This window comes from Streptomyces sp. MMG1121 (genome assembly GCF_001280015.1).
Classification (GTDB): Bacteria; Actinomycetota; Actinomycetes; order Streptomycetales; family Streptomycetaceae; genus Streptomyces.
The window spans coordinates 18,092-41,486 of record NZ_LGDV01000187.1; the positions used below are offsets into that span (position 1 = coordinate 18,092).

Annotated in this window: 23 protein-coding genes; 18 read left to right on the forward strand and 5 right to left on the reverse strand. The window is 71.1% G+C overall.

Annotated elements, in window-relative coordinates; genetic code table 11:
- Nucleotides 1–49: 49 nt before the first annotated feature.
- Nucleotides 50–1,522 carry an FAD-dependent monooxygenase gene (locus tag ADK64_RS17685; RefSeq protein WP_053660209.1) on the reverse strand — a complete coding sequence of 491 codons (1,473 nt, stop codon included), beginning with the start codon at nucleotides 1,520–1,522 and terminating at the stop codon, nucleotides 50–52.
- A 105-nt stretch (nucleotides 1,523–1,627) separates the two neighbouring features.
- Here ADK64_RS17685 and ADK64_RS17690 point away from each other — a divergent pair, with 105 nt between their 5' ends.
- Nucleotides 1,628–2,317 carry a TetR/AcrR family transcriptional regulator C-terminal domain-containing protein gene (locus tag ADK64_RS17690; protein WP_234384612.1) on the forward strand — a complete coding sequence of 230 codons (690 nt, stop codon included), beginning with the start codon at nucleotides 1,628–1,630 and terminating at the stop codon, nucleotides 2,315–2,317.
- Nucleotides 2,318–2,869: 552 nt separating this feature from the next.
- Here the strand turns inward: ADK64_RS17690 and ADK64_RS17700 are convergent.
- Nucleotides 2,870–3,103, reverse strand: a complete 234-nt coding sequence (locus ADK64_RS17700; RefSeq protein ID WP_053660046.1) for a hypothetical protein — start codon at nucleotides 3,101–3,103, stop codon at nucleotides 2,870–2,872.
- Nucleotides 3,104–3,659: 556 nt separating this feature from the next.
- Nucleotides 3,660–4,322, reverse strand: a complete 663-nt coding sequence (locus tag ADK64_RS17705; RefSeq protein WP_053660048.1) for a TetR/AcrR family transcriptional regulator — start codon at nucleotides 4,320–4,322, stop codon at nucleotides 3,660–3,662.
- Between the two features lie 112 nt (nucleotides 4,323–4,434).
- On the opposite strand from ADK64_RS17705, the gene ADK64_RS17710 reads away from it, so the two are divergent.
- The 3 genes from ADK64_RS17710 (at nucleotide 4,435) to ADK64_RS17720 (ending at nucleotide 7,273) form a co-directional block, all read left to right on the forward strand.
- On the forward strand, nucleotides 4,435–5,232 hold the full coding sequence (locus ADK64_RS17710) for a hypothetical protein (protein ID WP_053660210.1): 798 nt from the start codon (nucleotides 4,435–4,437) through the stop codon (nucleotides 5,230–5,232).
- 60 nt (nucleotides 5,233–5,292) lie between these two features.
- The gene (locus ADK64_RS17715; RefSeq protein WP_078992694.1) at nucleotides 5,293–6,804 is read left to right on the forward strand and encodes a serine hydrolase domain-containing protein; all 1,512 of its coding nucleotides are present in this window, start codon (nucleotides 5,293–5,295) and stop codon (nucleotides 6,802–6,804) included.
- Nucleotides 6,805–6,979: 175 nt separating this feature from the next.
- Complete coding sequence (locus ADK64_RS17720) at nucleotides 6,980–7,273, forward strand: hypothetical protein (protein ID WP_053660049.1); 294 nt, start codon at nucleotides 6,980–6,982, stop codon at nucleotides 7,271–7,273.
- A gap of 196 nt (nucleotides 7,274–7,469) precedes the next feature.
- Here the strand turns inward: ADK64_RS17720 and ADK64_RS17725 are convergent, their stop codons facing one another.
- The gene (locus ADK64_RS17725) at nucleotides 7,470–8,870 is read right to left on the reverse strand and encodes an MFS transporter (protein ID WP_053660051.1); all 1,401 of its coding nucleotides are present in this window, start codon (nucleotides 8,868–8,870) and stop codon (nucleotides 7,470–7,472) included.
- A 376-nt stretch (nucleotides 8,871–9,246) separates the two neighbouring features.
- Here ADK64_RS17725 and ADK64_RS17730 point away from each other — a divergent pair, with 376 nt between their 5' ends.
- The 11 genes from ADK64_RS17730 to ADK64_RS17780 are packed head-to-tail and all read left to right on the forward strand — an operon-like array spanning nucleotide 9,247 to nucleotide 19,259.
- The gene (locus ADK64_RS17730; RefSeq protein ID WP_053660053.1) at nucleotides 9,247–10,734 is read left to right on the forward strand and encodes an aldehyde dehydrogenase family protein; all 1,488 of its coding nucleotides are present in this window, start codon (nucleotides 9,247–9,249) and stop codon (nucleotides 10,732–10,734) included.
- Nucleotides 10,735–10,757: 23 nt separating this feature from the next.
- Nucleotides 10,758–11,696 (forward strand): VOC family protein, encoded by a 939-nt coding sequence (locus tag ADK64_RS17735; RefSeq protein ID WP_053660055.1) that lies wholly within the window; start codon nucleotides 10,758–10,760, stop codon nucleotides 11,694–11,696.
- On the forward strand, nucleotides 11,693–12,490 hold the full coding sequence (locus ADK64_RS17740; protein ID WP_053660057.1) for an aspartate dehydrogenase domain-containing protein: 798 nt from the start codon (nucleotides 11,693–11,695) through the stop codon (nucleotides 12,488–12,490). The genes ADK64_RS17735 and ADK64_RS17740 overlap by 4 nt, the downstream gene beginning before the upstream one ends.
- Nucleotides 12,487–13,290 (forward strand): alpha/beta fold hydrolase, encoded by an 804-nt coding sequence (locus ADK64_RS17745; RefSeq protein ID WP_053660058.1) that lies wholly within the window; start codon nucleotides 12,487–12,489, stop codon nucleotides 13,288–13,290. The genes ADK64_RS17740 and ADK64_RS17745 overlap by 4 nt, the downstream gene beginning before the upstream one ends.
- Nucleotides 13,291–13,295: 5 nt before the next feature.
- Nucleotides 13,296–13,817, forward strand: a complete 522-nt coding sequence (locus ADK64_RS17750; RefSeq protein ID WP_053660060.1) for a cupin domain-containing protein — start codon at nucleotides 13,296–13,298, stop codon at nucleotides 13,815–13,817.
- Nucleotides 13,810–14,553: an SDR family oxidoreductase gene (locus ADK64_RS17755; RefSeq protein ID WP_078992695.1), complete on the forward strand. Its 744-nt coding sequence runs from the start codon at nucleotides 13,810–13,812 to the stop codon at nucleotides 14,551–14,553. Before ADK64_RS17750 ends, ADK64_RS17755 begins: the two co-directional genes overlap by 8 nt.
- Nucleotides 14,554–14,575: 22 nt before the next feature.
- Nucleotides 14,576–15,367 carry an SDR family oxidoreductase gene (locus tag ADK64_RS17760; protein ID WP_053660063.1) on the forward strand — a complete coding sequence of 264 codons (792 nt, stop codon included), beginning with the start codon at nucleotides 14,576–14,578 and terminating at the stop codon, nucleotides 15,365–15,367.
- Between the two features lie 10 nt (nucleotides 15,368–15,377).
- The gene (locus ADK64_RS17765; protein ID WP_420712990.1) at nucleotides 15,378–17,018 is read left to right on the forward strand and encodes a thiamine pyrophosphate-binding protein; all 1,641 of its coding nucleotides are present in this window, start codon (nucleotides 15,378–15,380) and stop codon (nucleotides 17,016–17,018) included.
- Between the two features lie 14 nt (nucleotides 17,019–17,032).
- Nucleotides 17,033–17,980, forward strand: coding sequence for a PDR/VanB family oxidoreductase (locus tag ADK64_RS17770; RefSeq protein ID WP_053660065.1), 948 nt, complete (start codon nucleotides 17,033–17,035; stop codon nucleotides 17,978–17,980).
- Between the two features lie 18 nt (nucleotides 17,981–17,998).
- Nucleotides 17,999–18,223 carry a recombinase-like helix-turn-helix domain-containing protein gene (locus ADK64_RS17775; protein ID WP_053660066.1) on the forward strand — a complete coding sequence of 75 codons (225 nt, stop codon included), beginning with the start codon at nucleotides 17,999–18,001 and terminating at the stop codon, nucleotides 18,221–18,223.
- Between the two features lies 1 nt (nucleotide 18,224).
- Complete coding sequence (locus ADK64_RS17780) at nucleotides 18,225–19,259, forward strand: aromatic ring-hydroxylating oxygenase subunit alpha (protein ID WP_053660068.1); 1,035 nt, start codon at nucleotides 18,225–18,227, stop codon at nucleotides 19,257–19,259.
- Between the two features lie 176 nt (nucleotides 19,260–19,435).
- On the opposite strand, the gene ADK64_RS17785 is transcribed toward ADK64_RS17780, so the two are convergent.
- Nucleotides 19,436–19,984: a MarR family winged helix-turn-helix transcriptional regulator gene (locus tag ADK64_RS17785; protein WP_053660070.1), complete on the reverse strand. Its 549-nt coding sequence runs from the start codon at nucleotides 19,982–19,984 to the stop codon at nucleotides 19,436–19,438.
- A 459-nt stretch (nucleotides 19,985–20,443) separates the two neighbouring features.
- Between ADK64_RS17785 and ADK64_RS17790 the strand changes: the two genes are divergently transcribed.
- From ADK64_RS17790 to ADK64_RS17800, 3 genes are all read left to right on the forward strand, one after another.
- Nucleotides 20,444–21,148 (forward strand): DUF4232 domain-containing protein, encoded by a 705-nt coding sequence (locus ADK64_RS17790; protein ID WP_053660071.1) that lies wholly within the window; start codon nucleotides 20,444–20,446, stop codon nucleotides 21,146–21,148.
- Nucleotides 21,149–21,437: 289 nt separating this feature from the next.
- Nucleotides 21,438–22,034 carry a GNAT family N-acetyltransferase gene (locus ADK64_RS17795; RefSeq protein WP_234384613.1) on the forward strand — a complete coding sequence of 199 codons (597 nt, stop codon included), beginning with the start codon at nucleotides 21,438–21,440 and terminating at the stop codon, nucleotides 22,032–22,034.
- A gap of 67 nt (nucleotides 22,035–22,101) precedes the next feature.
- Nucleotides 22,102–23,109: a glycosyltransferase family 1 protein gene (locus ADK64_RS17800; RefSeq protein WP_053660074.1), complete on the forward strand. Its 1,008-nt coding sequence runs from the start codon at nucleotides 22,102–22,104 to the stop codon at nucleotides 23,107–23,109.
- Nucleotides 23,110–23,395: the final 286 nt, after the last annotated feature.

Sequence of the window (23,395 nt, forward strand, 5' to 3'; positions counted from 1 at the left end):
CACCGGGCTTGGCCGAGCGGGTCCGGCGGGTGGGCTCGCCGAGCGGCGTTCAGCGGCACAGGGTGCGCAGGACGGTGAGGCAGTCCGCGCCCCGGCGCTGCGGGTCGGTGTCGGTGCCGGCCCAGGCGATCCGGGCGTCCGGCCGGATCAGGACGGCGGTGACGTCCCGCCAGACCGGGTGCGCCGCCTCGGTGTTGACGGTGGCTGCCCGCTGTTCCAGATCACTCGCGGGGCACGGTGTCCGCGTCCCGCCGAGGTCCAGCAGCAGCGGTCGGCCGTGGTGCATCAACGGGTGGGCAGTGGGTACGTCGGCCGTGTCCAGGGCGAGGCCTGCCAGCCGGGCGCCGGTCAGCGGGTGCGCGCCGGGTGCAAGGCCGGCGGGGAGCGGGTCGTCGAAGCCGGCGATCCGGCGGGCCCACTGGCGGTTGGTCTCCGGTTCGGCCAGCGCGGCGGACCACACCTCGCGCAACGCGATCTGCTCGGGGCTCGCCGCGGCGAACAGGGCGAGCTGCGCGCGGGTGTTGTCGATGACGGCGCGGGCGGCCGGCCGGCGCTCCGTGTCGTAGCTGTCGAGCAGTCCGTCGGGCGCCCGGTCCTGGAGGGTGGTGGCGAGCTTCCAGCCCAGGTTGGTGGCGTCCTGGATACCGAGGTTCATGCCCTGGCCACCGGCCGGGAAGAACATGTGCGCCGCGTCCCCGGCCACCAGCACCCGCCCGGCCCGGTACCGCGCGGCCTGGCGGGTGGCGTTGCCGTAGCGTGAGAGCCACCGGGGGTGGCGGATGCCCAGGTCCCGTCCCAGCAGCGTGCGGGTCTGCTCGCGCACCTCCTCCAAGGTCAGCGGTTCGCCGGTGCCGTGGTGCATGGTGGCCGTGGACAGGCCCGCCAGCCGGTGTACGCCGTCGCCGATCGGGGCCGCCAGGAACGAACCGGCCGGCCCGGTGGCGGCGAGCGGCGCGGTGGGCGGATCGTCGAGTTCGACGTCGGCGAGCCACCCGGTCAGGGTGGTGTCCTGGCCGGGAAAGTCGATGCCGGCCGCCTGTCGTACCGCGCTGCGGGTGCCGTCGCAGCCCACCACCCAGCGGGCCTGCACGGTCCGGTGGGTGCCGGCGGCCCGGATCACCACCTCGACGGCGTCCGGCCCCTGGGTGAGCGAGACGACCTCTTCCCCGCGCAGCACCCGGGCGCCCACGGCGACCGCGTGCTCTTCCAGGAGCTGTTCGGTGACGGACTGACCGAGCGCCAGCATGTACGGGTGCACCGCTCCGACGGTGGAGAAGTCCAGCCGGGTGGTCGCCGCGCCGAAGTGGCCGGTCGGCACTGGGGTGCCGCGTTCGATGAACCGCTGCGCGAGGCCGCGGGTGGCGAAGGTGTCCAGCGTGCCGGCCTGCATGCCGACCGCGCGCGACCGTCCGTCCGGTGCCGCCCGGCGTTCCACGACGGCCACCTCCACCCCGTGCAGGCGCAACTCCGCGGCGAGCCAGAGCCCCACCGGACCGGCCCCGGCGATGAGCACGTCGAGCATGACGACCACTTCCTCTCATCCTTGTCCGTTGGACAAGGATGAGCATGCCTTAGGATTGTCCATTGGACAACACGGATGCGGAAGCCGACCGGAAAGGCGCATCGCATGGGCACGACACGGGACGAGATCGTCACGGCCACCCTGGCGGTCCTCGACGAACAGGGACTGGGCGGGGTGACCATGCGCACCGTCGCCGCCCGGCTCGGCGTGCGGCACAACACCATCCGCTGGCACGCCTCCAGCAAGGGCCGCCTCCTCGAACTGGCCTCCGACGAACTCCTCGCGCACTGTCTCGACGAGCCGCTGCCCGAGGCGTTCCCCGACCGCCTCAAAGAGCTGAGCCGTCGCTGCCGCGCGGCGCTGCTCTCCCACCGCGACGCCGCCAGGATGGTCGCGGGCGTCTTCGCCGCCGAGCCCCACACGCTGCGTTACGCCGACACCGTGATCGCCACCTTGCTGGCAGCCGGCCACCCGCCACGCACAGCCGCGTGGACCCACTGGTCGATCTTCTACCTGACCCTGGGCCTCACCCAGGAACAGCAAGCCGCCCAAGAGACCGAACCGGCCCTCCTCCCGGACCAGGTACCGGCCAGCACCTACCCAGCCCTGACCTCGGCCCTGCCCTACGTCGGCCCCGACCACTTCGACCAGCGCTTCGAGTTCGCCCTCGACCTGATCATCACCGGCCTTCCCCGAACCGGGAGACCGGCCGGCCAGAGCCCTACCTCCGCACCAGCGGGCGGACCGGACGAAGACACTCGCGATGCGCCGTCCGGACCCGGCGGGACCGGCTGAGGTGCCCCGAACCTGACGGACACGACCCCCAGGGCCTCGGCGTCGTCACACGACGTCGGGTTCGTGAGGATCTGTCAGCTGGGCGAGGTGCCGGGAACGAGACAGGCACGGGCTTCCAAGCTCATCGAGTTCTCGACACTCTGCGCTTCGCCGCCCTGGTCACCGGGCTGACCGCGCAGACGCGGCGGGGCACGGTGACCGGGATGCCCACCGGCGCGGGGTCGACGCGCACCTGGTCCCACGACCGCGCGCACGCCTTCTCCTCCATGCCGCCTGGAACCCCGACATCCTGGGCCTCGCCCTGTCCCACCTGATCGTGCGCCAACTGCTGCCCGCAGACGCGGTGCTGACCGTCGCGGTCGACGACAGGCTGTTCAAGCGGCGTGGGAAGAAGGTGTCCGGCGCGGCCAAGGGGCCCAACGACCCTGCTCAACCTGGCCGCCACCTGCACCTCTACCACCCGTCTGGCCGCCGGCGCGGCCGCGCCGGAGCACACATGGCAAGGCCGCTGGTGACCAGCGCGAGGCCGTAGCCGTTGCCGGTGTCCGCGTCTCACATCTGAATCACGCGGACGGTGCCGGTGCGGAACGAGCCGTACCACAGGCAGCTGGCCTCGGCCAGGGGCACGGTCTCAGTGCGCTGACAGCGCGTGATCTCGGAGGATGGAAAGGTGCGGGTCGCGGCCAGGTCCTTCGGCGTGCCCGGACGAGCGCCCATCAGTGGCGCCGGCCGATCGAGGTCACCTTCGCCGAGGCCCGCGACCTGCTCGGGGCCGGCCAGGCCCAAAGCCGTACCCGCCCCGCAGTTGAGCGCGCCGTCCCGTTCGGCCTGTACTGCTACACACGGTCACCGTGGCCTGGTATGCGCTGCACCGCCGGTACCCCGCCGACGGCACCGAGCGCCACGAGCGGGCACCCGGGTATACCGCCAAGGCCGAACCGTCCCTGTCCGACATGAATTCCAGACTCCGACGCACGATCATCGCCGCCCGATTTCCGCACACCCGCCCCGGCCGGCCCACCGACGAGGAAATCCGCAGCGTCCAGCAGGTACGGGCCGCCGCCAGCCTCAACTCGCCGCGTGATCAACCGGACCTGTCAGATACGTCGAAAGGCGGGCGGGGTGCCCCGGTGGGCCATTCCGTCCTCGGTCAGCTCGATCTGGCGGAGCCGGCGACCGTCGGGGCCGAGCTCCATCAGGCAGGCCATCGGGGCGTCGTCCTGATCGCGACACCCGGGCCCGGCTCGCCGACCGGAACGACAACCCCCGCCCCTTCATCCGGACCAAGACCGCCGACGAGATCCTCGACAAGGTCGCCGCCCACTGCCGGCGATTCTCCGGCTCAGGTCACCGGTGTTCTCCCGTCCGGTTCTTCGGACGGCGGCCGGATCAGCGTCCCGATACCGGCGCAGAGCAGGTCCAGGCTGCGGGTGAACTTCTCGTCCGGCCCGTGCGCGGCCGCGGCGGCCACCGTCAGGGGGAAGCTCCGCTGGAGGGCGGCGACGTCCTCGGCGGTGACCGGCACCGCGGGTGGGTCGCTCTGTTCCTGGAGCACGTAGCCGGTGACGTGGCTGAGCACGGTGTCGGCGGCGGTGCCGCGGTGCTCCGGGGGCACGCCGGCCTCGGCGAGGGTGGCGAGCAACCGTTCCATCAGCGAGAGCGCGCCGGGGCTGAGGGTCTTCGGGCTGCCGGCGAGCATGATCGCCCCGCCGGGGTGCTGCCGGATGCTCTGCCGCAGGGCGACGGCCTGCGCCGTGACCCGGGCCCGCCAGCCTGCCTGCGCGGGCAGGCCGGCCAGGGCAGCCGTGCCGGCCTCGTACGCCTGCCGGACCACCCGGTCGGCCATCAGCTGGAGCAGCGCGGCCTTGCTGGGCACGTGGTAGTAGAGGCTGCCGGCGTGCACGTCGAGCCGGTCCGCGACCTGGCGCACGGAGAAGCCGTGGTAGCCGGTCTGGGCGAAGACCGCCATCCCCGCGTCGATGATCCGGTCTGCGGTCAGCTTCACGGCCGCAGTCTAGCGAGTCGGGCCCGCTTTCAAACACTGTTTGAAAAAGCCCCGGGTCACGCTACTGTCATGATCAGCAATATCGCACACGGCCTGGAGGGGGGCGGTGACGATGGACATCCTGCTGTTCAACGTGACCACGGCGGCACTGATGGTGCTGATGTTCAAAGGCGGTCTGGCCCTGGTCGGCCAGAGCACACTGGGCCGGCGGCGGATCCCCTGGGCGGCCGTAGCCCTGACCGGGCTCGCGCTCGCCGGGGTGGCCCTCCAGCTCTGCTGGTCAGGGGCGATGGGCGCGCTCGACGCGGACCCGTCGAAGTCCGGCTGGTGGCGCGTGGTCACCTCGGTCTTCATGCAGAACGGCGGCATCGGCGGGGCGGCCTGGAACATCGCCACCCTTGCCGCCGTCGCGGCCTTCGCCAACTGGTTCTGGGGTGCGCCGCTGACGCTCGGCCTGTTCGCCGCGGGCATCCTGCTGCCGGAGCAGATCGACAAACTGTGGGGCCAGACCTCCCACAGCACCGACCCCCGCAACTTCGCCGGCAGTTCCGGCGCCACCTACTTCCTGGGCGCGACGCTGGCCGCGGCCCTGCTGCTGCGCGGCGGCGCCGACGAGAACCCCGGCGAGGCCGTCGGCCAGGGCTCCGACGACGAGGGCGCGGGCCGCGGCAAGGCCGTTCGCAAGAACCGGTTGCTCGCGCTCGGCGTGCCGGCGCTCGGGCTGGCGATGTGGTTCGCGCAGGAGAACGGGCACGGGCTGGTCTCCGACTACGGCTTCGCCCTCGGCGCAGTCGCCTGGGCCGCGTTCCGCACCGTCCTGCACCCGGACCGCGACCTCCGGCAGCCACCGCGCACGACGGTCGCCTCGCTGACCGGGCTCGTCCGCCGGCGGACCCGCAGCATCGGCTAGCCGGCAGACCCCCGCCCCACCCCACTCGCGCCATTCCACCGTGACCACGAGGGAGACAGCATGTCGGAAAACCTGCGCCGGGACGTGTCGAAGCTCGTCGACCAGGCAGTGACCAAAATCCTGGAACAGACCGACCGCGACGTGGCCCGTACGGTCAACCGTGCGTTGGGCGTGAGCGACGGCGCCCCGGCGTTCGACACCGCCCGCTGGCAGGCCCGGCTCGACGAGCTCCTCGTCACCCACCACATCCCCGGCGCCGCCCTGGCCGTACTCGCCGACGGCGAGATCCACGAACTGGCCGCCGGCGTCCTGCACACCGGCACCGGCGTCACGGTGACCCCGGACTCCGTGTTCCAGATCGGTTCCGTCAGCAAGGGGTACACCGCCGCCATGGTGGTCCTGCTCGCCGACGCCGGGAAGCTGGACCTCGACGCGCCGGTCGCGGACGTCCTGCCGGACTTCGCGGTCGCCGACGCCGGGGCCACCCGGACGATCACGCCGCGCCAGCTGCTCAACCACACCAGCGGCATCGAGGGCGACTACGTCAACGACACCGGCCGGGGCGACGACTGCCTGGCCCGCTACATCGAGGGCGCGCGGACCGTCGGCCTGACCAACCCGCCCGGCGCCACCATGTCGTACTCCAGCACCGCCTACAACGTCCTCGGCCGGATCGTCGAGGTGGTCACCGGCCAGACCTGGGACGAGGCGCTCAAGGAGCTGCTCCTCACCCCGCTCGGGCTGGAGCACACCATGACCCTGCCCGAGGAGGTGCTGCGCTTCCGCGCCGCCATGGGGCACATGGGCGAACCGGGCGAGACCCCCGTCCCCACCCCGCTCTGGAACATGCTGCCGCGCTCGGCCGGCCCGTACGGCGGGATCAGCGCGACCGCCGCCGACGTGGCCCGGTTCGCACGGGCCTTCGTGGACGGCGGCGCCGCGCCGGACGGCACCCGGGTGCTGCCGGCCGCCGTGGTCGACGCGATGCTGACCCGCGAGGTCGAGATGCCCGACCAGTGGTTCCTCGGCGCCCACTGGGGCCTGGGCTGGGGCCTGTTCGAGTGGGACGGTGCGCGCGGCTTCGGCCACGACGGCAGCACCTTCGGCCAGCTCGCCTACCTGCGCGCCATCCCGGAGAAGGGCCTCGCCATCGCCCTGCTGACCAACGGCGGCGGCGCCGCGCCCAAGGTCTTCGAGGCGCTCTGCCGCGAGCTCTGCGCCGAACTCGCCGGGGTCACCATGCCAGGGTTCGCACCGGCCACCGAACCCCTGGCCGTGGAGACGGAGCCGTTCCTCGGCAATTACAAGCGCGAGGGCTTCCTCATGACCATCGCCGACGGCGACGGCGGACCGGGAACACTGCGGCTGAGGTACGAGGGTGCGGACGGCCTGGCGGGCACCTTCGACCCGCTGGTCTGGCACCTGACCCCGGTCTCGCACACACCGGCGAAGACGGTGTTCGCCGGCCGCCGCAATGAGAAGGACGCCTGGATACCCGTGGTGTTCTACGCCCTCGCCGACGGCAGCCGGTACGTCCACTTCGGCGTCCGGGCGACGGCCAAGTCCGCCTAGGCACCTGCGGGCGTGTGCCGGGGAACCGGGCGAAGAGGCCCCAGACGGCCGGCAGGTGGGCGACCGGTTGGCGGCCGGCGGATACGCCGAGCGGCCATTACCGTGCCGGCCTGGTCGGCCCCTGCCGTGAACACCTGCGCATACGCCGGGCTGACGACCCCACCGTACAAGTCGCATGGGTCGATCGGGCTGGGGGCCACGGGTCACCGCGCCGGGTACGTTCAACGCGTTCATCGCGTACGGCAGCCATGACCACCGGCACTCGGGCATCGGCTGGCACACACCCGTCTCCGTCCGCTTCGGAACCGGCGAGGCGGTCCGCGGCCAGCGGGCCGTCCCCCTCGCCGAGGCGTCCGCCCGCCGCCCCCGGCCACCCGAGTCCCGCACGGCCTGGGTCGACGACCTGGCCGGGCGCCGCGAACCGGCGAGCGCTCCCGGTGCGAAAGACGGGCCGTGGCACGGCGACTGACGGCTGATCAGCAGCCCGTGTGCGGGGCGGGCACCGAACTGGTGCCCGCCCCGCGCCGGGCCGGTCCGCGGGCGGCGTGGTCGGAGACCAGGGCCGGCGTTGACGACGTGGGTCTCGGGGCAGTACTCGCGCCGTCAGCGATGCAGCGGATGCCGCTTCCGTTCAACAACGGCGTGCTTCAGGCAACTTCGCCGGCCTACGGCGCGATGTCCTCCAGGCTGCGCCCGCTCGTCTCCTCCGCCCCGGCCACTGCCGTCAGCGAGCCGACGAGGGCGACGGCCGCCAGCGTCACGAAGACCGTTCCGAGCGCGCTGCCCGCGTAGACCGCGCCCACCGCGATCGGGCCGAGGATCACGCCCAGGCGGCCCATCGCACCGCCCAGGCTGGAGCCCAACGCCCTGATACGGGTGGGGAAGAGCTCCGGCGTGTAGAGGTAGAGGCAGATGTTGGAGCCGAAGAGGAAGACCGCGGCCAGGGATGTCCAGACCAGGACGCTCCCCGCCGAGCCTCCGGCCGACAGGCCCAGGAGCAGTAGGCAGAGCGCCGAGGCCCCCATGCACCAGATCACCGTGTTGCGGCGGCCGGCCCGGTCGATGGTGAGGGCGACGATCAGGCAGCCGAGCAGGCCCGCGCAACTCGTCACCGTCGAGTAGAGCAGCGCCGTCGGCAGACTGAGGTGGAAACGGGCTCCGTAGACGGTCGGCAGCCAAGACGTGATGCCGTAGTTGACGAAGTAGCCGGTGAACCAGAGGAATCCGACGACGAGGGTGCGCTTGCGGTACGCGCCGCTCAGCAGCTCGCGCAGGGCGCCCTTGACCCGGGGCGGCGCTACAGGCCGCGCGGGCTCCGGTTCCGGCAGCGGAGCGCCGGTGATCTTTTCTACCTTCTCCTCGATCGACGCCATCACCGCCAGCGCCTTCTCGTGCTTGCCGTGGTCCGCGAGCCATCGCGGCGATTCCGGCACGTACCGGGCGAGAGCGAAGCACAGCACGCCGGGGATCGCCGCGAGGCCGAACATCCAGCGCCAGCCGAGCAGGGGCACCAGCCAGGAGGCAAGCAGCGCGGCCGCGGTCAGGCCGGCCGGGAAGACCAGTTCGTAGAGGAGGACGAAGCGACCGCGCCGGCGGGCACGGGTGATCTCCGCGATGAAGGTGGCGGCGATCGGCACCTCGCCGCCGATGGCCGTGCCCTGGACGAAGCGCATCGCCATGAACGGCTCGGGCGAGGTGCAGAGCGTCAGTGCCAGGTTGCAGAGACTGGACAGCGCGATGCAGCCCGCGATGACCTTCACCCGGCCGAACCGGTCCGCGAGCCTGCCCGACACCAACGCGCCGATCAGCATGCCGATCGAGCCGACCGTCATCAGCGCGGTGGCATGTCCGGTGTCCAGGTTCCACTCGCTGCGCAGCTCAGGGAGCACGTACGCGATCAGGAGCTGGTCGAACGCCTCGAAGAAGGTGACGGCGCCGACGATGAGCCGGACCATCACCTGCCAGCGACACAGCGGCAGGCGTTCGAAGCGGGCGCCGACGGCGGCCGCGAGCGCGGCCGAGTCGCCTCGTCGACCTGTGGCGACGCGGGCTGCGTCGATCGTCATGGGTGGCCTCCGGATCCCGTACGGCAGTGCGTGAGCGGGCCCGCACGGGAGGGGTTCGGGCCGCGCGGCACGACGGAGCAACCGTGTGCCGGGCGGCAATGAGGGCGAGGGGGACGGCGAGCCGAAGTGGGGGCGCACGGACTGCGCCGTCGACCCGATTACGTAGGTGCTGAATGTCTCACCGCTTAAGTTCTACCGGTAGCCAGCCGAAGTTAGGCAAGCCTTATTCCTGACGTCGAAGAAAACGTTCTTCCATCGACCCCTTGTGATCGAAATAGTTAAGCCCTTAGATTTCTAGTACTTCGACACCGGGAGACGAGGCCAGACGGCCCGCCGCGTGCCGAGGCACCAGCACCGCCCTTTTCTGGAGGTTCACATGCCGCGCATCCCAGCCGACGAGATCCTCATCGCGGGCCACTGGCGACGCGGCGGCGGCCTGCCGATCCACACCGTGAACCCGGCCGACGGCAGCGTCATCACCACCGTCCACGCCGCCTCGGTCGACGACGTGGACGAGGCCGCGCGCGCCGCCGCCGCGGCCGCCGCCGCACCCGAGTGGCGAGGTCTCCTCCCGCATCAGCGAGCCCGCGTCCTGTACCGGATCGGTGACTTGACCGAAGAGCACGCCGAACACCTGTCGGCGCTGCAGACCGCCGACACCGGCAAGACCCTCGGCGAGACCCGCGCCCTCGCGCTGAGCGCCGCCGGCACCTTCCGCTACACGGCCGCGGCGCTGGAGACCGCCGAGGACGCCCTCACGCCGTCGCGCGGCCCGTACGTGACGATGAGCGTGTACGAGCCGATCGGCGTCGTCGGCGCCATCAACCCGTGGAACTCGCCGATCGCCTCCGACGCGCAGAAGATCGCGCCCGCCCTGGCGGGCGGGAACGCCGTCCTGCTCAAGCCCGCCGAGTGGACGCCCCTGGTGTCCCTCGCGTTCGGGCGCATCGTCCATCAGGCCCTCACCGAGGCCGGGCTGCCGACCGCGCTGCTCGCCGTCCTGCCTGGCAAGGGCAGCATCGTGGGTGACGCGATCGTCAGGCACCCGCTGGTCGGCCGGATCGGCTTCACCGGCGGCACCGGCACCGGGCGCACCATCGCTCGCACCGCCGCCGACAGGCTCATCCCCGCCGCGCTCGAACTCGGTGGCAAGTCACCGACGATCGTGCGCGAGGACGCGGATACCGCACAGGCCCTGGCGGGTGTGATGTACGGGATCTTCTCCTCGAGCGGCCAGTCCTGCATCGCCGGCTCGCGACTGTTCGTCCACTCATCGCTGTACGACTCCTTCATCGGCGAACTCGTAGACCGTGTACGGAAGTTGAGGATCGGGCCGGGTACGTCCCCCGACACACAGGTCGCGCCGCTCGTGCACCACAAGCACCGCGACGCGGTCGCCGCGTACGTCGAGCTGGCGCGCGAGGAGGGCGGGCGGGTGCTCTGCGGCGGCCACTCACCCGAGGGCGAGCAGTACGCGAAGGGGGCGTACTACCTGCCGACCGTGATCGACTCCCTGCCGAACTCGGCCCGCGTCTGCCAGGAGGAGATCTTCGGCCCGGTGCTCGTCGCACTCCCCTACGGCGACGAGGACGAGCTGGTCGCCGAGGCCAACGACTCCGTCTTCGGGCTCGCCTGCGGCATCTGGACGCGGGACGCGGGCGCCGCGTGGCGGCTCGGGCGTCGGATCGAGGCGGGGACCGTCTGGATCAACACGTACAAGCAGTTCTCCATCTCCACTCCGTTCGGCGGGATGAAGGACTCCGGGCTCGGCATCGAGAAGGGCCGCGACCTGATCCGCGCCTACCAGCGGCAGAAGTCCCTGTACTGGGGCACCGACACCGCTCCCCTGCCCTGGGCCAACTGACGTATTCCTTGGGAGATTCCGATATGAACCACCCTCCGATCGCCCGGCTGCGTGCGCTGCGCTCGGTCGAACTGCTGACCCCGGGCTTCGCCGAGGCCGCCGACTTCTACGAGGAGGTTTGGGGCCTGGAGGTCGTCGAGGCCGGACACAGCGCGAGCTGGCTGCGCGGCACCGGCGAGGAACACCACGCCCTGCAGCTGACCCGCTCCGAGAAGACCGGTCTGGGCCGGCTGTGCTTCGCGGTCGGCACCCCCGCCGAGGTGGACGAGGCCGCGCGCCGGCTCGAGGCGCGCGGGATCACGCTCGTCACCGGGCCCGGCCCTCTCGACCAGGTGGGGGGTGGCTACGGGCTGCGGTTCCACGACATCGACGGGCGGCTCGTCGAACTCTCCGCCGGCACCTGGGCGGTCGCGGCGCGCGGCCGGGACGAGGCACTGCCGGTCGGCGTCACACACGCGGTCCTCAACACCCCCGACATCGACGCCTCCGTCGCCTTCTACCGCGACGTGCTCGGGATGCGGGTCTCGGACTGGTCCGAGCACCAGATGGCGTTCCTGCGGTGCAACACCGACCACCACTGCATCGCCTTCAACCAGGCGCCGTGGGTCTCCCTCAACCACGTGGCGTACGAGATGAGTTCACTCGACCACTTCATGCGGGGGCTCGGCCGCCTCAAGCACCATGGGATCACCCCCGAGTGGGGCCCTGGGCGGCATGGTCCCGGCAACAACACCTTCTCCTACTTCACCGACCCGACGGGCCTGGTGTGCGAGTACACGTCCGAGGTCGCGCAGGTCGTCGAGGACGCGTGGATCTGCCGGACCTGGCGGCGCACGCCCGAGCTGTCCGACACCTGGGGCACCGCGGGCCCGCCGTCGAAGCGGATCCGCGCCCACATGGCGGGCACGCCCGACGGCAGCCCCGTCGTCCCGCCCGTCGACGCCGAAGGGGTCGCAGCATGAGCAGGGTTCGCAAGGTCGGTCTCATCGGCTGGGGGGCCATCGGCCGGATCGTCGGCAGCGCGGTGGCCGCGGGTGAGGTACCGGGGGCCGAGCTGGTGGGCATCGTCGACAACCGGCCGCTCGGCGACGCGGTTCCCGCTCCGCAGCTGACCGTGGAACAGGCCCTGGAGTCCTGTGACCTGATCGTCGAGGCCGCCGGGCAGGGGGTCGTACGGGAATGGGGCGAGGCGATCCTCGCGTCCGGTACGGACCTCCTGGTGGCATCCACGGGGGCGCTGACCGACGAGGAGCTGTCGAAGAAGCTCCTGGCCAGCGGGCCCGGCCGGGTGTACTTCACCGGTGGCGCGGTCGGCGGGCTCGACCTGCTGCAGGCGGTGCGCGCCATGGGCCCGCTGAACGAGATCAGGCTGACCACGACCAAGCTGCCCTCGACTCTCGAACAGCCGTGGATGAACGGGGAGTTGCTGGCCGCGATGCGCTCGGCGACCGAACCCGTCGAGGTGATGCGCGGAACCGCACGTGACGTGCCGGTCCGGTTCCCCAAGTCGACCAATGTCGCCGCCTCCGTGGCGCTCGCGGTCGGGAACCTCGACGCGGTACAGGTCAGCGTCATCGCCGACCCGGCGGCCGTACACACCTCGCACGTGCTCGAGGCGAGCGGCGCACACGGCTCGTACCGCTTCGAGATGCGCCACCTCCCGGACGCGGTCAACCCGGCCACCAGCCAGGTGGTTCCGTACGCGGTGTTGCGCTCGCTCGCGGCCCTTGCCGGACGCCCCGGGCAGATCCTGTGACCGCGTACGACATCACCGGACTGCATCTGGAGGAGAACGGCTCCGGTGGCCCGCTCGTACTGTGCCTGCACGGTATCGGTTCGTCCTGTGCCGCCTTCGCACCGCAGCTGGAGGCGCTCGGACGCGAGTTCCGGGTGCTCGCCTGGGACGCTCCCGGCTACGCCAAGTCGGCCGACCCCGAAGGCGAGTTCACCCTCGACGACTACGCCGACACCGCCGCCGCGGTGATCCGCGAACGCGGCGGCAGGGCACATGTCGTCGGCGTCTCCTGGGGTGGTGTGATCGCGCTGCGGCTCGCCACGCTCCACCCGGACCTCGTCGTCTCACTCACCGTCGCCGACTCCTCGCCCGGATCCGGCACGACCCCCGAGAGGGCCGCCGGGATGCGCGCCCGCGTCCACGAGCTCGCCGATCTCGGACCGCGAGCCTTCGCCGAGCGGCGTGGCCCCCGCCTGGTGTCCGACGACGCGCCGCACGAACTCGTCCAACGCGTCGTCGACACCATGGCCGCCGCGATCCGGCTGCCCGGATACGCATGCGCGGCCGCATCCATGGCCGGCACCGACCTGCGCGGCGAACTGGCCTCCGTCACCGCGCCCGCCCTCGTCCTGTGCGGCGACAAGGACCGGGTCACCGGCCCTCCAGCCTCCCAGGTCCTGGCCGGCGGTCTGCACAAGACCGCGTACGTGATCGTCAAGGACGCCGGTCACCTGGCCAACCAGGAACAGCCCGAGCGCTTCAACGCCTGGCTGCTCTCCCACCTCCACATCGTCACCAACTCCAAGACCAGCAAGGGATAGCCATCATGCCGCTGACCACCACCGAGTACGACAACGGCGGGGACCTCGCCAAGTACACCGAATCGCTGATCGCGTCCAAGGACTCCCGCGAGCCCGACTGGGGCACCCTCTCCTTCCAGGAGAAGGCCGGCCCGCAGTACAAGCGCGCGCAGATCCGCTACGTCGGCTCCGGCGCCACCGGCAACCACGAGGACGACAACCGCATCATCCCGTCCGGCGGCTTCACCTTCTCCAACATGCTGCTGCCGCCCGGCGCCGAGGGCCCCGCCCACACCCACCACGACGTCGAGGAAGCCTTCTTCGTTCTCGAGGGCAGGGTCCGTGTGGGCATCCACCGCGGGCCGGACGAGGTCGAGTACCGCACCCTCGGCTACCGCGACATGATCGTGGTGCCCGCCGGGGTGACCCGATCGCTGAAGAACGAGGGCGCCACGGACGCACTCTTCTGCGTGATCATCGGCACGCGGAAGCCGCAGGTGCCGACCTACCCCGAGTACTCGCCGCTGTACGGCGTCACCCGTGACTGACCAGCCTCGCAGGGTCGTCGTCACCGGCGGGGGCCGTGGCCTGGGGGAGGCCATGGCCCGCCGGGCGGCTGCCGACGGTTACCGCGTCGTCGTCGCGGAGCTCAACGAAGAGTGGGGCCGGCGGACCGCTGCGGCCATCCAAGACGCTGGCGGCGAGGCGGAGTTCGTTCCGCTGGACGTCGCCGACCCGGTGTCGGTCGAGGCGCTGGCCGCCCGAGTCGCGCCGGGCGGGCCCGTCTACGCACTGGTCAACAACGCGGCCCTCGCCAACGGTGTCGGCGGCAAGTACTTCCAGGACCTCGACGTCGAGGCGTGGGACCGGCTGATGACGGTCAACGCACGCGGGCCCTGGCTCGTCGCGAAGCACCTGCTCCCGCTGATGCCACGTCCCGGGCGCATCGTCAACATCGCTTCCGACGCGGCTCTGTACGGATCGCCGCGGCTCGCCCATTACATCGCGTCCAAGGGCGCCGTCATCGCGTTGACCCGGGCGATGGCCCGCGAACTGGGCCCCGAAGGCATCACGGTGAACGCGGTGGCGCCGGGCCTCACCGAGGTCGAGGCGACGGAGACCGTACCCGCCGAGCGGCACGCGCTGTACGCGAACAACCGGGCCATCGCCCGGCCCCAGCAGCCCGACGACCTGGTCGGGATGGTGTCGTTCCTCATCGGCGAGGAGTCCCGGTACCTGACCGGCCAAGTGATCGCCGTCAACGGCGGCTTCACGATGCACTGAACCACTCGCGCAAGGAGTTCTCATGGATCTCGGCCTCGCCGACCGCACCGTACTGGTCACCGGCGGCAGTTCGGGCATCGGCCTGGCCACGGTCAGGGCGCTGCTCGACGAAGGCGCCAACGTCGCCGCCTGTGGGCGCGACGCCGACCGGCTCGCCAAGGCGGCCGCGCACCTGAAGGCCGGTACGGACAGGCTGTTCGGCGGTGTGTGCGACGTACGCGACGCCGACGCCGTAGCCGACTTCACCGAGCGCGCGGCCGCGCACTTCGGCGGGCGCCTCGACGCTCTCGTCAACAACGCAGGACAGTCGCGCATGAAGCCGCTCGACGAGGCGACCGCCGAGGACTGGCGCGACGAGCTCGAGCTGAAGTTCGCGGGCGTGCTCAATCCGCTTGCCGCCGCCCGCCCTTACCTGCGCGCCTCGGGCGCTGCCGCGATCGTCAACGTCAACGCCGTCCTGGCCAAGCAGCCCGAAACCCGGCTGATCACGACGAGCGCGGCTCGCGCCGGCATCCTCAACCTCTCCAAGTCCCTCGCCAGCGAGCTCGCGCACGACGGCATACGCGTCAACTCCGTCTGTCTCGGCCTGATCGACACCGGCCAGTGGACCCGCCGCTTCGCCGCCGACGACAGCGGCCTGGACTACGACGCGTGGCAGGCCGAGATCGCCGCCGACCGGGGCATCGCGCTCGGGCGGCTCGGCCGGGCGGAGGAGGTCGCGTACGCGATCGTCACGCTGCTGTCGCCGCGCGCCTCGTACATCACCGGAACCAGTATCGACGTCTGCGGCGGAGTCGGCCGCGGCATCCTCTGAGGAGCCCTCGATGACCCCTGTGACCTACCGCAACGGAGGCGAGCTCCTCGCCGCCCATCTCAAGTCCCTCGGCGTCGACGCCGTCTTCGGTATCGTCTCCGTGCACAACCTCCCGCTCGTGGAGGCGATCGAGGCCGACCCGGAGCTGCGTTTCGTACCGGTGCGCCACGAGGCCAGTGCCGTCAACGCCGCCGACGCGTACGGACGGGCACGCGGCAGCATCGGCTGCGCGCTCACCTCGACCGGTACGGGTGCGGGCAACGCCGCCGGTTCGCTGGTCGAGGCCCTGTCGTCGGGGACGGCCGTCCTGCACGTCACCGGCCAGGTCGAGTCCGAGTACCTCGGCAGCGGACGCGGCTTCATCCACGAGACGAAGGACCAGCCCGGGATGCTCAGGGCGGTGTCGAAGTACGCCGCGACGGTCACCTCCGCACGGGATGCGGGGCACATCCTGCGCGAGGCGTCCGTCGCCGCCCTCGCCGCGCCCGGGGGCCCAGCGAGCGTCGAGTGGCCGATCGACCTGCAGTACGCGGCCCAGTACGACGTCGTCGAGGCGGCCGAGGGCGTCGGGCTTCCGGTGCCCGACGCCGCCGAACTGGCCGGTGCGCAACAGCTGTTGGCGTCCGCCCGGCGGCCGCTGATCTGGGCGGGTGGTGGCGCCAACACCGCTCGAAGCGAGCTCCTGTCGCTCGTCGAGGCGACCGGCGCCGGGCTGTTCACGTCCAACTCCGGCCGTGGCTCCGTACCCGAGGACCATGAGCTGGTCATCGGCAACTTCGCCACCACCCCCGCCGGCCGTGCACTGCTCGACGACGCCGACGTCCTCGTCACCGTCGGCACCCATTTCCGCTCCAACGAGAGCGCCGACTACGGCCTTCAGCTGCCCGAAGCGCACATCCAGATCGACATCGACCCCGCCGCCCTGGGTCGCGTCTACCCGGCCCGGCACGCCCTGCACGGTGCCGCGGCCGCCGTACTGCCACGGCTCACCGAGGCCGCGGCCCGCGCGGACGCCGACTGGACGGCCCGGACCCGCAGCGTCCGCGACCAGGTGCGCGCCACCCTGCACGACAGCATCGGCCCCCAGGCGGCCATCTGCGACGCCCTCGCCAAGGCCCTCCCCCGCGGCGCCGTCGTCGCCCGTGACGTGACGATCCCGTCCTCCTCCTGGGGCAACCGCCTGCTGCCGATGCACGATCCCCGGGCCAACGTGTTCCCGCGCGGCGGCGGCATCGGCCAGGGCCTGGGCATGGGCATCGGCGCGGCCGTCGCCCGCCCGGACGAACCGACCGTGGTCATCGCCGGCGACGGCGGGCTCGCCGTGCACCTCGGTGAGCTGCTCACGCTGGCCCAGGAACGACCGCGGCTGACCCTCCTCGTCTTCAACGACGGCGGATACGGGGTGCTGCGCAACATGCAGGACAAGTACAGCGAACGCCGCTTCGGCGTCGACCTGTTCACGCCCGACTTCGCGCACCTCGCCGCCGCCTGCGGGCTCCCGTACGCCCGCATAGCGGACGAGGGCGAGGCCGCGGACGTGATCGCCCGGGCGGTCGCCTCCGACGGTCCCACCCTCGTCGAGGTGGACCTCGTCGCGCTCGGTCCGATGAAGGACCCGTTCACCCCGCCCGTCAAGATCCCCGCCGCGTAGGGAGGCCCACAGCCATGAGCACCACCGAAGATCCACAGATGGACCTCCTGGTCCGTCGTATGACGTGGGAGGCGGAAGGCGTCCTCTCCGTCGAACTGACCCACCCCGACGGCAAGCCGCTCCCGGTGTGGGCGCCCGGCGCGCACCTGGACCTGCACGTGGGCGGCTACGTGCGCCAGTACAGCCTGTGCGGCGATCCGGAGGACACCGGGGTGTACCGGCTCGGCATCCTCAACGAGCCGTCTTCGCGCGGCGGATCGCGCCACGTGCACACCACACTGCGGCCCGGCCAGACTGTGCGGGTGGCCGGGCCGCGCAACCACTTCCCGCTCGACCGCGCCGCCTCGTACGTCTTCATCGCGGGCGGCGTCGGCATCACACCGATCCTGGCGATGGCCCGGCAGGCACAGCGGGACGGTATCCCGTTCCGGCTCGTCCACGGCGGGCGCTCGCGCGCGTCGATGGCGTTCGGCGGTGAGCTTGCCGCGCTGGACGGCGGCGAGGTGACCCTCGTACCGCAGGACGAGCAGGGCCACATCGACCTGGCACGCGCTCTCGACGGCCTCCCGAGCGACACGCTGGTGTACTGCTGCGGCCCGGAGCCGCTCCTGAAGGCCGTCGAAGAGGCTGTACCCGAAGGGCAGTTGAGGATCGAGCGGTTCGCCGCCCCGGTCGTAGAACGCCACGGCGACGACAGCGCCTTCGAGGTCGAGTGCCGTACGTCAGGGGTGACCCTGAACGTCGGTGGCGGCACCTCCGTCCTGGAAGCCGCCGAGAACGCCGGGCTGACTGTCAGCTCCTCCTGCCGCGAGGGCATCTGCGGCTCCTGCGAGACCCGCGTCCTCGCCGGTACCCCCGACCACCGTGACTTCCTGCTCAGCGAGGCCGAGCACGCCACCGGCGGGACGATGATGATCTGCGTCTCGCGCTGCGCCTCGGACCGCCTTGTCCTGGACCTCTGAAACCCGCACGGAGACCCCATGCCTGAGACCTGGCCCTATCTGGACCCCCACCAGACACGCGACCACGAGCCCACCCCGTACGAGCTGAGGCTCGCGCGCACTCTGGAGGACATCTTCACCAAGGACGGTCACGAACCGGCCGACGTGATCAACGGCCTCAACTCCCGCCGACTGCGAACGCCCACGGGCGAGCCGTGGACCGAGGAGTCCTTTCGCGCCGAGATGCACCGCCTGGGAGCCTGACGTGACACTTTCGACCCGCGACACCGCCGAGCACATCTACGCCCACGGGCTGCGCAACCAGTGGCACCCCGTTGTGCCGTCCCGCATCGTCAAGCCCGGGGGCATGCGCAAGGTGACCGCCCTCGGCGAGAACTGGCTGCTTTTCCGCAAGTCCGACGGCACCCTCTCCATGCTCGCCGACCGCTGCCCGCACCGCGGCGCCCCGCTGTCACTCGGCAAGCACCTGGGCGACCGGGTCGCCTGCTGGTACCACGGCGTCGAGGTCGACGGCTCCGGCAAGGTCGCCTCCGTGCCTGGTCTGCCCGGCTGCAACCTGGAAGGCAAGGCCCTCGTCACCTCGTTGCCCGTCCGCGAAGTCGCCGGCGCGATCCTCGCCTACTTCGGCGACGGGGAGCACCCCGACCCGGCGGAACTCGCCCTCCCCGACCCTCTGGTGGACGACGAGATCTCCGCCTTCCTCTGCTACGCCGAATGGAACGTCCCGTGGCGCTTCGCCATGGAGAACCTGCTCGACCCGATGCACGGCGCGTTCCTGCACCGCGAGTCGCACACCATGTTCGACGGCGGCACGACCGCGAAGTTCCGCATTCGGGAGACCGACCGCGGCTACTTCTTCGAGAAGACCGACCAGCGCGGCGTCAACTTCGACTGGGTCGAGCTGTGCCGCACCGGCGTGGACTGGGTGGACCTGTCCATCCCGTACCCGCCGTCGGCAGGGCCCGGTGGCCCCTTCGGCATCGTCGGCATGGCCTGCCCGGTCGACGCCGAGCGGACCGGCGTCTTCTTCTGGCGCTACCGCAAGGTGCGGGACTGGCAGCGCGACACCTGGCGTTTCCTCTACAAGACCCTCATCGAGGCCCGCCACTGGGAGGTCCTGGAACAGGACCGCGTCATGCTCGAGGGCCTGCCCCGGGATGCCGACCAGTACGAGAACCTCTACCAGCACGACCTGGGAGTCGTCCGCCTTCGCCGCCTGTACCAGGCGCAGGCGAAGCAGCAGTCGAAGGCACGGCCGACAGCCGGCAACACCGACTGAGCGGTGTCCCGCGGCGCTGGACGGACGTCCTGACCACGGTGTTCCCCGCCGGGTACGGGCTCGCGGCGTGCTGTGTGACTCCCCTGTGCGAGGCGGTGCTCGGGGTCCGCCGCGGGCTCTTCGTGAGCGTCGGAGGTCACGCTGGCCTGCGGCTCCCGGCTGCCGCGGCGGCCGGGTCAGCTCGGGGCCGTCCCGTCCTCCCCCGCCGCGTCGGAGTCGACGATCGAACGCTCCAACTTGGAGAGCAGGCGGGCCATTTGACGCCGCTCGGCGGGTGAGAGTCCGCCGAGCATCCGGCGTTCGTTCTCGAGGTGTTCGGCGAACACCTCGTCCACCTTCGTCAGCCCGGCGTCGGTAAGGCGCGAGTACACGACGCGCCGGTCGTCGGCGTCGCGCTCGCGTACGATCAGGCCGTCCTTTTCGAGCCGGTCAAGGCGCAGGGTCACCCCCGCCGAGGAAATCAGCCCGGAGGCGGCAAGCTGCCCGGCGGTGAGGCGGTACGGGGCGCCGGCCCGGCGCAGCGCGGTGAGCACGTCGAACCCGGCGACGGACAGCCCGTGCTCATCGAGCTGCGAGGTCATCCGCGACTGGTACTGCAGATACGACCGGTGCAGTCGGGCGAGCACCTCAAGCGGCGAGGTGTCCAGCCTGGGCCGCTCGCGCGCCCAATCCTCAACGATCCCCGCCACGGCATCCGGTCGCTTCGCCGCCCTGCGCTGAGTCATGTCTTCCCTTCGCGGCACACGTCTGATGCTGAAATCTTAGCCCTAAGAGAAAGTACTCCCCATTCCGCAGTCGGCTCCGCCCCCGGAAGAAGCGCAAGGCCGTGAGGTCAAGGGGTTCGCAGCCCGCCCTGCCCGGCGCCCGTGGCCGCGCGTCACCCCGGCGGACCGCCCTTTCCCGGCCGCACTCCTCCACCGGTCTTCCAGGCCGAAGCTGCGGCGGCTGCCGCTGGTCGTCTCACCGCAGACGGTCCCGAGAGGGACTTCGGGAAAATCCACCCCGTCAGGCTGGTTGACCACATGCCCCCCCTGGTCGGGCGGAGTGACGGCATCGATGGCTGTTACAGGTTCCTGACACTTCTCCATGAACGCCCTCCCGCGAGGGCACGTCATACGTCCCGTAGGACGCACCCGTCACGGTGAGCACCGGTGTGAGAACCCGGTGCTTGGAGAAGGGGAACCATGACCGCCAAGCTGAACCGCGCCGTCCGTTGCACCACCCCCGTGCCGGCCGTCGTCGCGAGCGGCACCGGTGCCTCCGCATGCGGCCCGTCCAACGACTCCTCCTCGAACGCCGCAGCCCCCTCCGGTACGGCGATGACCTCCTCGGCCTGCGGGCAGGGCGGTACGCAGGACGCGCTCAAGGGTTCCTTTTGGACCGGAGCGAAGAAGGCACAGCAGCACTCGCGCGCCGACGCCGTCAACGGCTCCTGCGCCGCCGCGAGCAACCGTTGCCACACCGGCGAGCTCAACTACAGCCGGGGCTCCGCGCACTGCGGCAGCCCCGACGTGAACGCCGCCAACCAGCAGATCGCGGCAGCGAGGCCGACGAACAACGGCGGGCGCACCCGCACCCTGTACGGCTTCCCGGGCATCCGCCTGATCGGCAAGACCGGCCAGACCTGGAACCTGCCCCGCTCCCAGGACAAGCCGAGCACCATCACCCTGCACCCCGGCGACAGCACCGCCCTGATCACCATGAACATCCTGCCGATCCCCGCGAACACCAGCGACAGCCGCCCCTTCGCACCGGGCAAGGCCCTCATCACCCCGCCCGACGAGACCACCCATGTCACCCTCGTCCGGCCCTGCGGTGGCACCCTGTGGGACCAGGCCGGGACCACCCCCACCCCCGAGACCTTCGTCAACCCCATCGGCCTGGGCTGACCCCACCGCACACCCCCGCCTGTCCGCGACGCCGAGCCCGCTCCTCGTGCTCCGGCTTCGAACGGCCCGCAGGCGGCCTGGCGGCCTGGTGGCTGCGGGTCTCCCCGCAACCGGGCGGCCCGGCACTCCGGCGCCACGACCCGGCGCCTTCTCTCTCCCCCCAAGGAACCGGGGCGCTTCAGCAAGCGGCCCCGCCCGCCTGGCGGGCCCGAGCCAGGCGGTCCCGTGCCGCCGGCCGCGGCCACGGCGCCGCCCATCCATGACGACAGGAGCAACTCAGGTGAACTCCATGCCTTCTCCCGACGCCCTCGAGACCATCGACGACATCCGCCGCCGCTTCTTTCCCGTGCGGCTCCCGGGCGCGGGCAGCGGAGTCGGCCGGTGCGTCGACGAAGCGACGTTCCGGGAGGCGGTCGGACAGATCTACGCGTCCGTCTTCCCGGATCGGGACGCCCACCCGTACCGCCCCAAGTCGGAAGAACTGGTCGTGGAATACCGGAGGCTCCACCAGGAACGGATCCTCATCGAGGACGCGGACGGGAGGTTGATGGGATGGCTGAAGGGCCGGATGGCGGACCCTGACACCTTCTACCTGGGCACGAGCGGAATGCTGCCCGAATACCGCGCACAGCGCATCGCCGCCCTCTGCTACACCAAGCTGCTGGACTACCTGCAGGCGCTCGGGTACGAGCGTGTGACCTCCGAGCATCACCCGAGCAACCGCACCGCGATGATCTTCCAGCTCAAGCACGGATTCAGCATCGAGGGCATGAGCCTGGACGAGCGCTGGGGGCCGATGGTCAAGATGGTGCGCTTCTTCGACACGGACCGCCAGGCCGAGTTCGACCGGCGTTTCGGCTTCGAGCAGTACCCGAAGGGCGTCTGACCGCGCTCTCCGCCCACGCGCCGCACATCTTGGCCCCGGCTCCCACTCAGCGACCCGATGAGGAAGCGTGCACATCACCTACCTGCTCGCCACCAGCAGCAACGCCATCTACGACGGAAAGTACGGTCAGCACGGGCGCTACCACACATACGGCCAGCAAAGCTTCGTCCTCGACCTGATAGGGACGATGAGCAGAGCGGGCCACACCGTATGGCTCACCATCGACGATCCCTCCAGGTTCGCCCTGACCTCGACATTACGTGGCATGGACTCCGTCACCGTGACGGAGGAGATCGATCCGTCGGGCAAGACGGATCTGATCCTGGTCGACGATGTGCACGACGAGATGCTGATGCAATTCAGGGAGCACATACCGGCGTTCAGGATCGTCCACCACGCGGGACGACGCTCGTCCGACTACCTCGTCGCGCGCTGCGAGCGTTTCCTGTGCATGACGGAGAACGCGCTGTCGCTGCAACGGAGGTACCTTCCCCGGGATCGGGCAGTCCTCGTACACCAGGGCGTCGACCTGGAACGCTTCCCCGCCGTCCTCGGCAAGAGCCGCCCGCGGCGACCGCGGGTCCTGCTCTACTGCCGGCTGGACTCGGGGCGCGAGGCGCTCCTCGGCCAGATCATCGAGAACATCGATCGCGAAGAGCTCCTCGTGTACGTGGCGGGCGAAGGCCCGGGGTTCTGGCAGACCAGCGACCGCTTCGGCAGCGAGATCATCCTCATCAACCACGTGCCGTGCCAGTCGATACCCAACCTGCTCGGGGAGATGGACGTGGTCATCTCCCTCGGGCGCGGTGCGATGGAGGCCATGGCGACCGGGATACCGACGCTCTGCGCGGGCCACTGCTACGCCGGCCCCATCACGGCGGACAACATCGCCTCCCTCATGCGGTACAACCTAACTGGCGTCGGCAGCGACCGGGACGTGTCGCTCGTCATGACGGACATCCGCGAGGCACTGGACACTAACCGGCACGGCGTGCGGGCGCTGGCGGAGGCGCGACTGTCGGCCGACGCCTTCATGCAGAGCGTGTCCGACCTGTACGCACAGATCTCCGGATGACGGACGAGGCGACGGGCGGGGCGGCGCGCGCCGCCGCAGCCGGTCAGGCCGGGACCAGTTCACCGAGGAAGCGGCACTGCACGCCCAGTCCCTCCACGTACCGACCGACCTGACTGCGACGCGGTGGTCGAACGCCTGCCGGGCGTGGACTCAAGGGTGATCCCCTCGTCGAACGCACCATTGCGACCGTTGCCCCCGGTGTACAGTCGCCGGACCTCGCTGCGGTCCCCGCCGGGGACCGCACCAGACTCGACGGCGGTGGTCGGCGGACGGCACACGGGAGCGA

Coding starts and splice junctions, on each gene's coding strand:
- ADK64_RS17685 (WP_053660209.1), bottom strand. CDS start 1,522: ATGCTCGACGTGCTCATCGCCGGGGCCGGTCCGGTGGGGCTCTGGCTC.
- ADK64_RS17690 (WP_234384612.1), top strand. CDS start 1,628: ATGGGCACGACACGGGACGAGATCGTCACGGCCACCCTGGCGGTCCTC.
- ADK64_RS17710 (WP_053660210.1), top strand. CDS start 4,435: ATGGACATCCTGCTGTTCAACGTGACCACGGCGGCACTGATGGTGCTG.
- ADK64_RS17715 (WP_078992694.1), top strand. CDS start 5,293: ATGTCGGAAAACCTGCGCCGGGACGTGTCGAAGCTCGTCGACCAGGCA.
- ADK64_RS17720 (WP_053660049.1), top strand. CDS start 6,980: ATGGGTCGATCGGGCTGGGGGCCACGGGTCACCGCGCCGGGTACGTTC.
- ADK64_RS17725 (WP_053660051.1), bottom strand. CDS start 8,870: ATGACGATCGACGCAGCCCGCGTCGCCACAGGTCGACGAGGCGACTCG.
- ADK64_RS17730 (WP_053660053.1), top strand. CDS start 9,247: ATGCCGCGCATCCCAGCCGACGAGATCCTCATCGCGGGCCACTGGCGA.
- ADK64_RS17735 (WP_053660055.1), top strand. CDS start 10,758: ATGAACCACCCTCCGATCGCCCGGCTGCGTGCGCTGCGCTCGGTCGAA.
- ADK64_RS17740 (WP_053660057.1), top strand. CDS start 11,693: ATGAGCAGGGTTCGCAAGGTCGGTCTCATCGGCTGGGGGGCCATCGGC.
- ADK64_RS17750 (WP_053660060.1), top strand. CDS start 13,296: ATGCCGCTGACCACCACCGAGTACGACAACGGCGGGGACCTCGCCAAG.
- ADK64_RS17760 (WP_053660063.1), top strand. CDS start 14,576: ATGGATCTCGGCCTCGCCGACCGCACCGTACTGGTCACCGGCGGCAGT.
- ADK64_RS17765 (WP_420712990.1), top strand. CDS start 15,378: ATGACCCCTGTGACCTACCGCAACGGAGGCGAGCTCCTCGCCGCCCAT.
- ADK64_RS17770 (WP_053660065.1), top strand. CDS start 17,033: ATGAGCACCACCGAAGATCCACAGATGGACCTCCTGGTCCGTCGTATG.
- ADK64_RS17775 (WP_053660066.1), top strand. CDS start 17,999: ATGCCTGAGACCTGGCCCTATCTGGACCCCCACCAGACACGCGACCAC.
- ADK64_RS17785 (WP_053660070.1), bottom strand. CDS start 19,984: ATGACTCAGCGCAGGGCGGCGAAGCGACCGGATGCCGTGGCGGGGATC.
- ADK64_RS17790 (WP_053660071.1), top strand. CDS start 20,444: ATGACCGCCAAGCTGAACCGCGCCGTCCGTTGCACCACCCCCGTGCCG.
- ADK64_RS17795 (WP_234384613.1), top strand. CDS start 21,438: ATGCCTTCTCCCGACGCCCTCGAGACCATCGACGACATCCGCCGCCGC.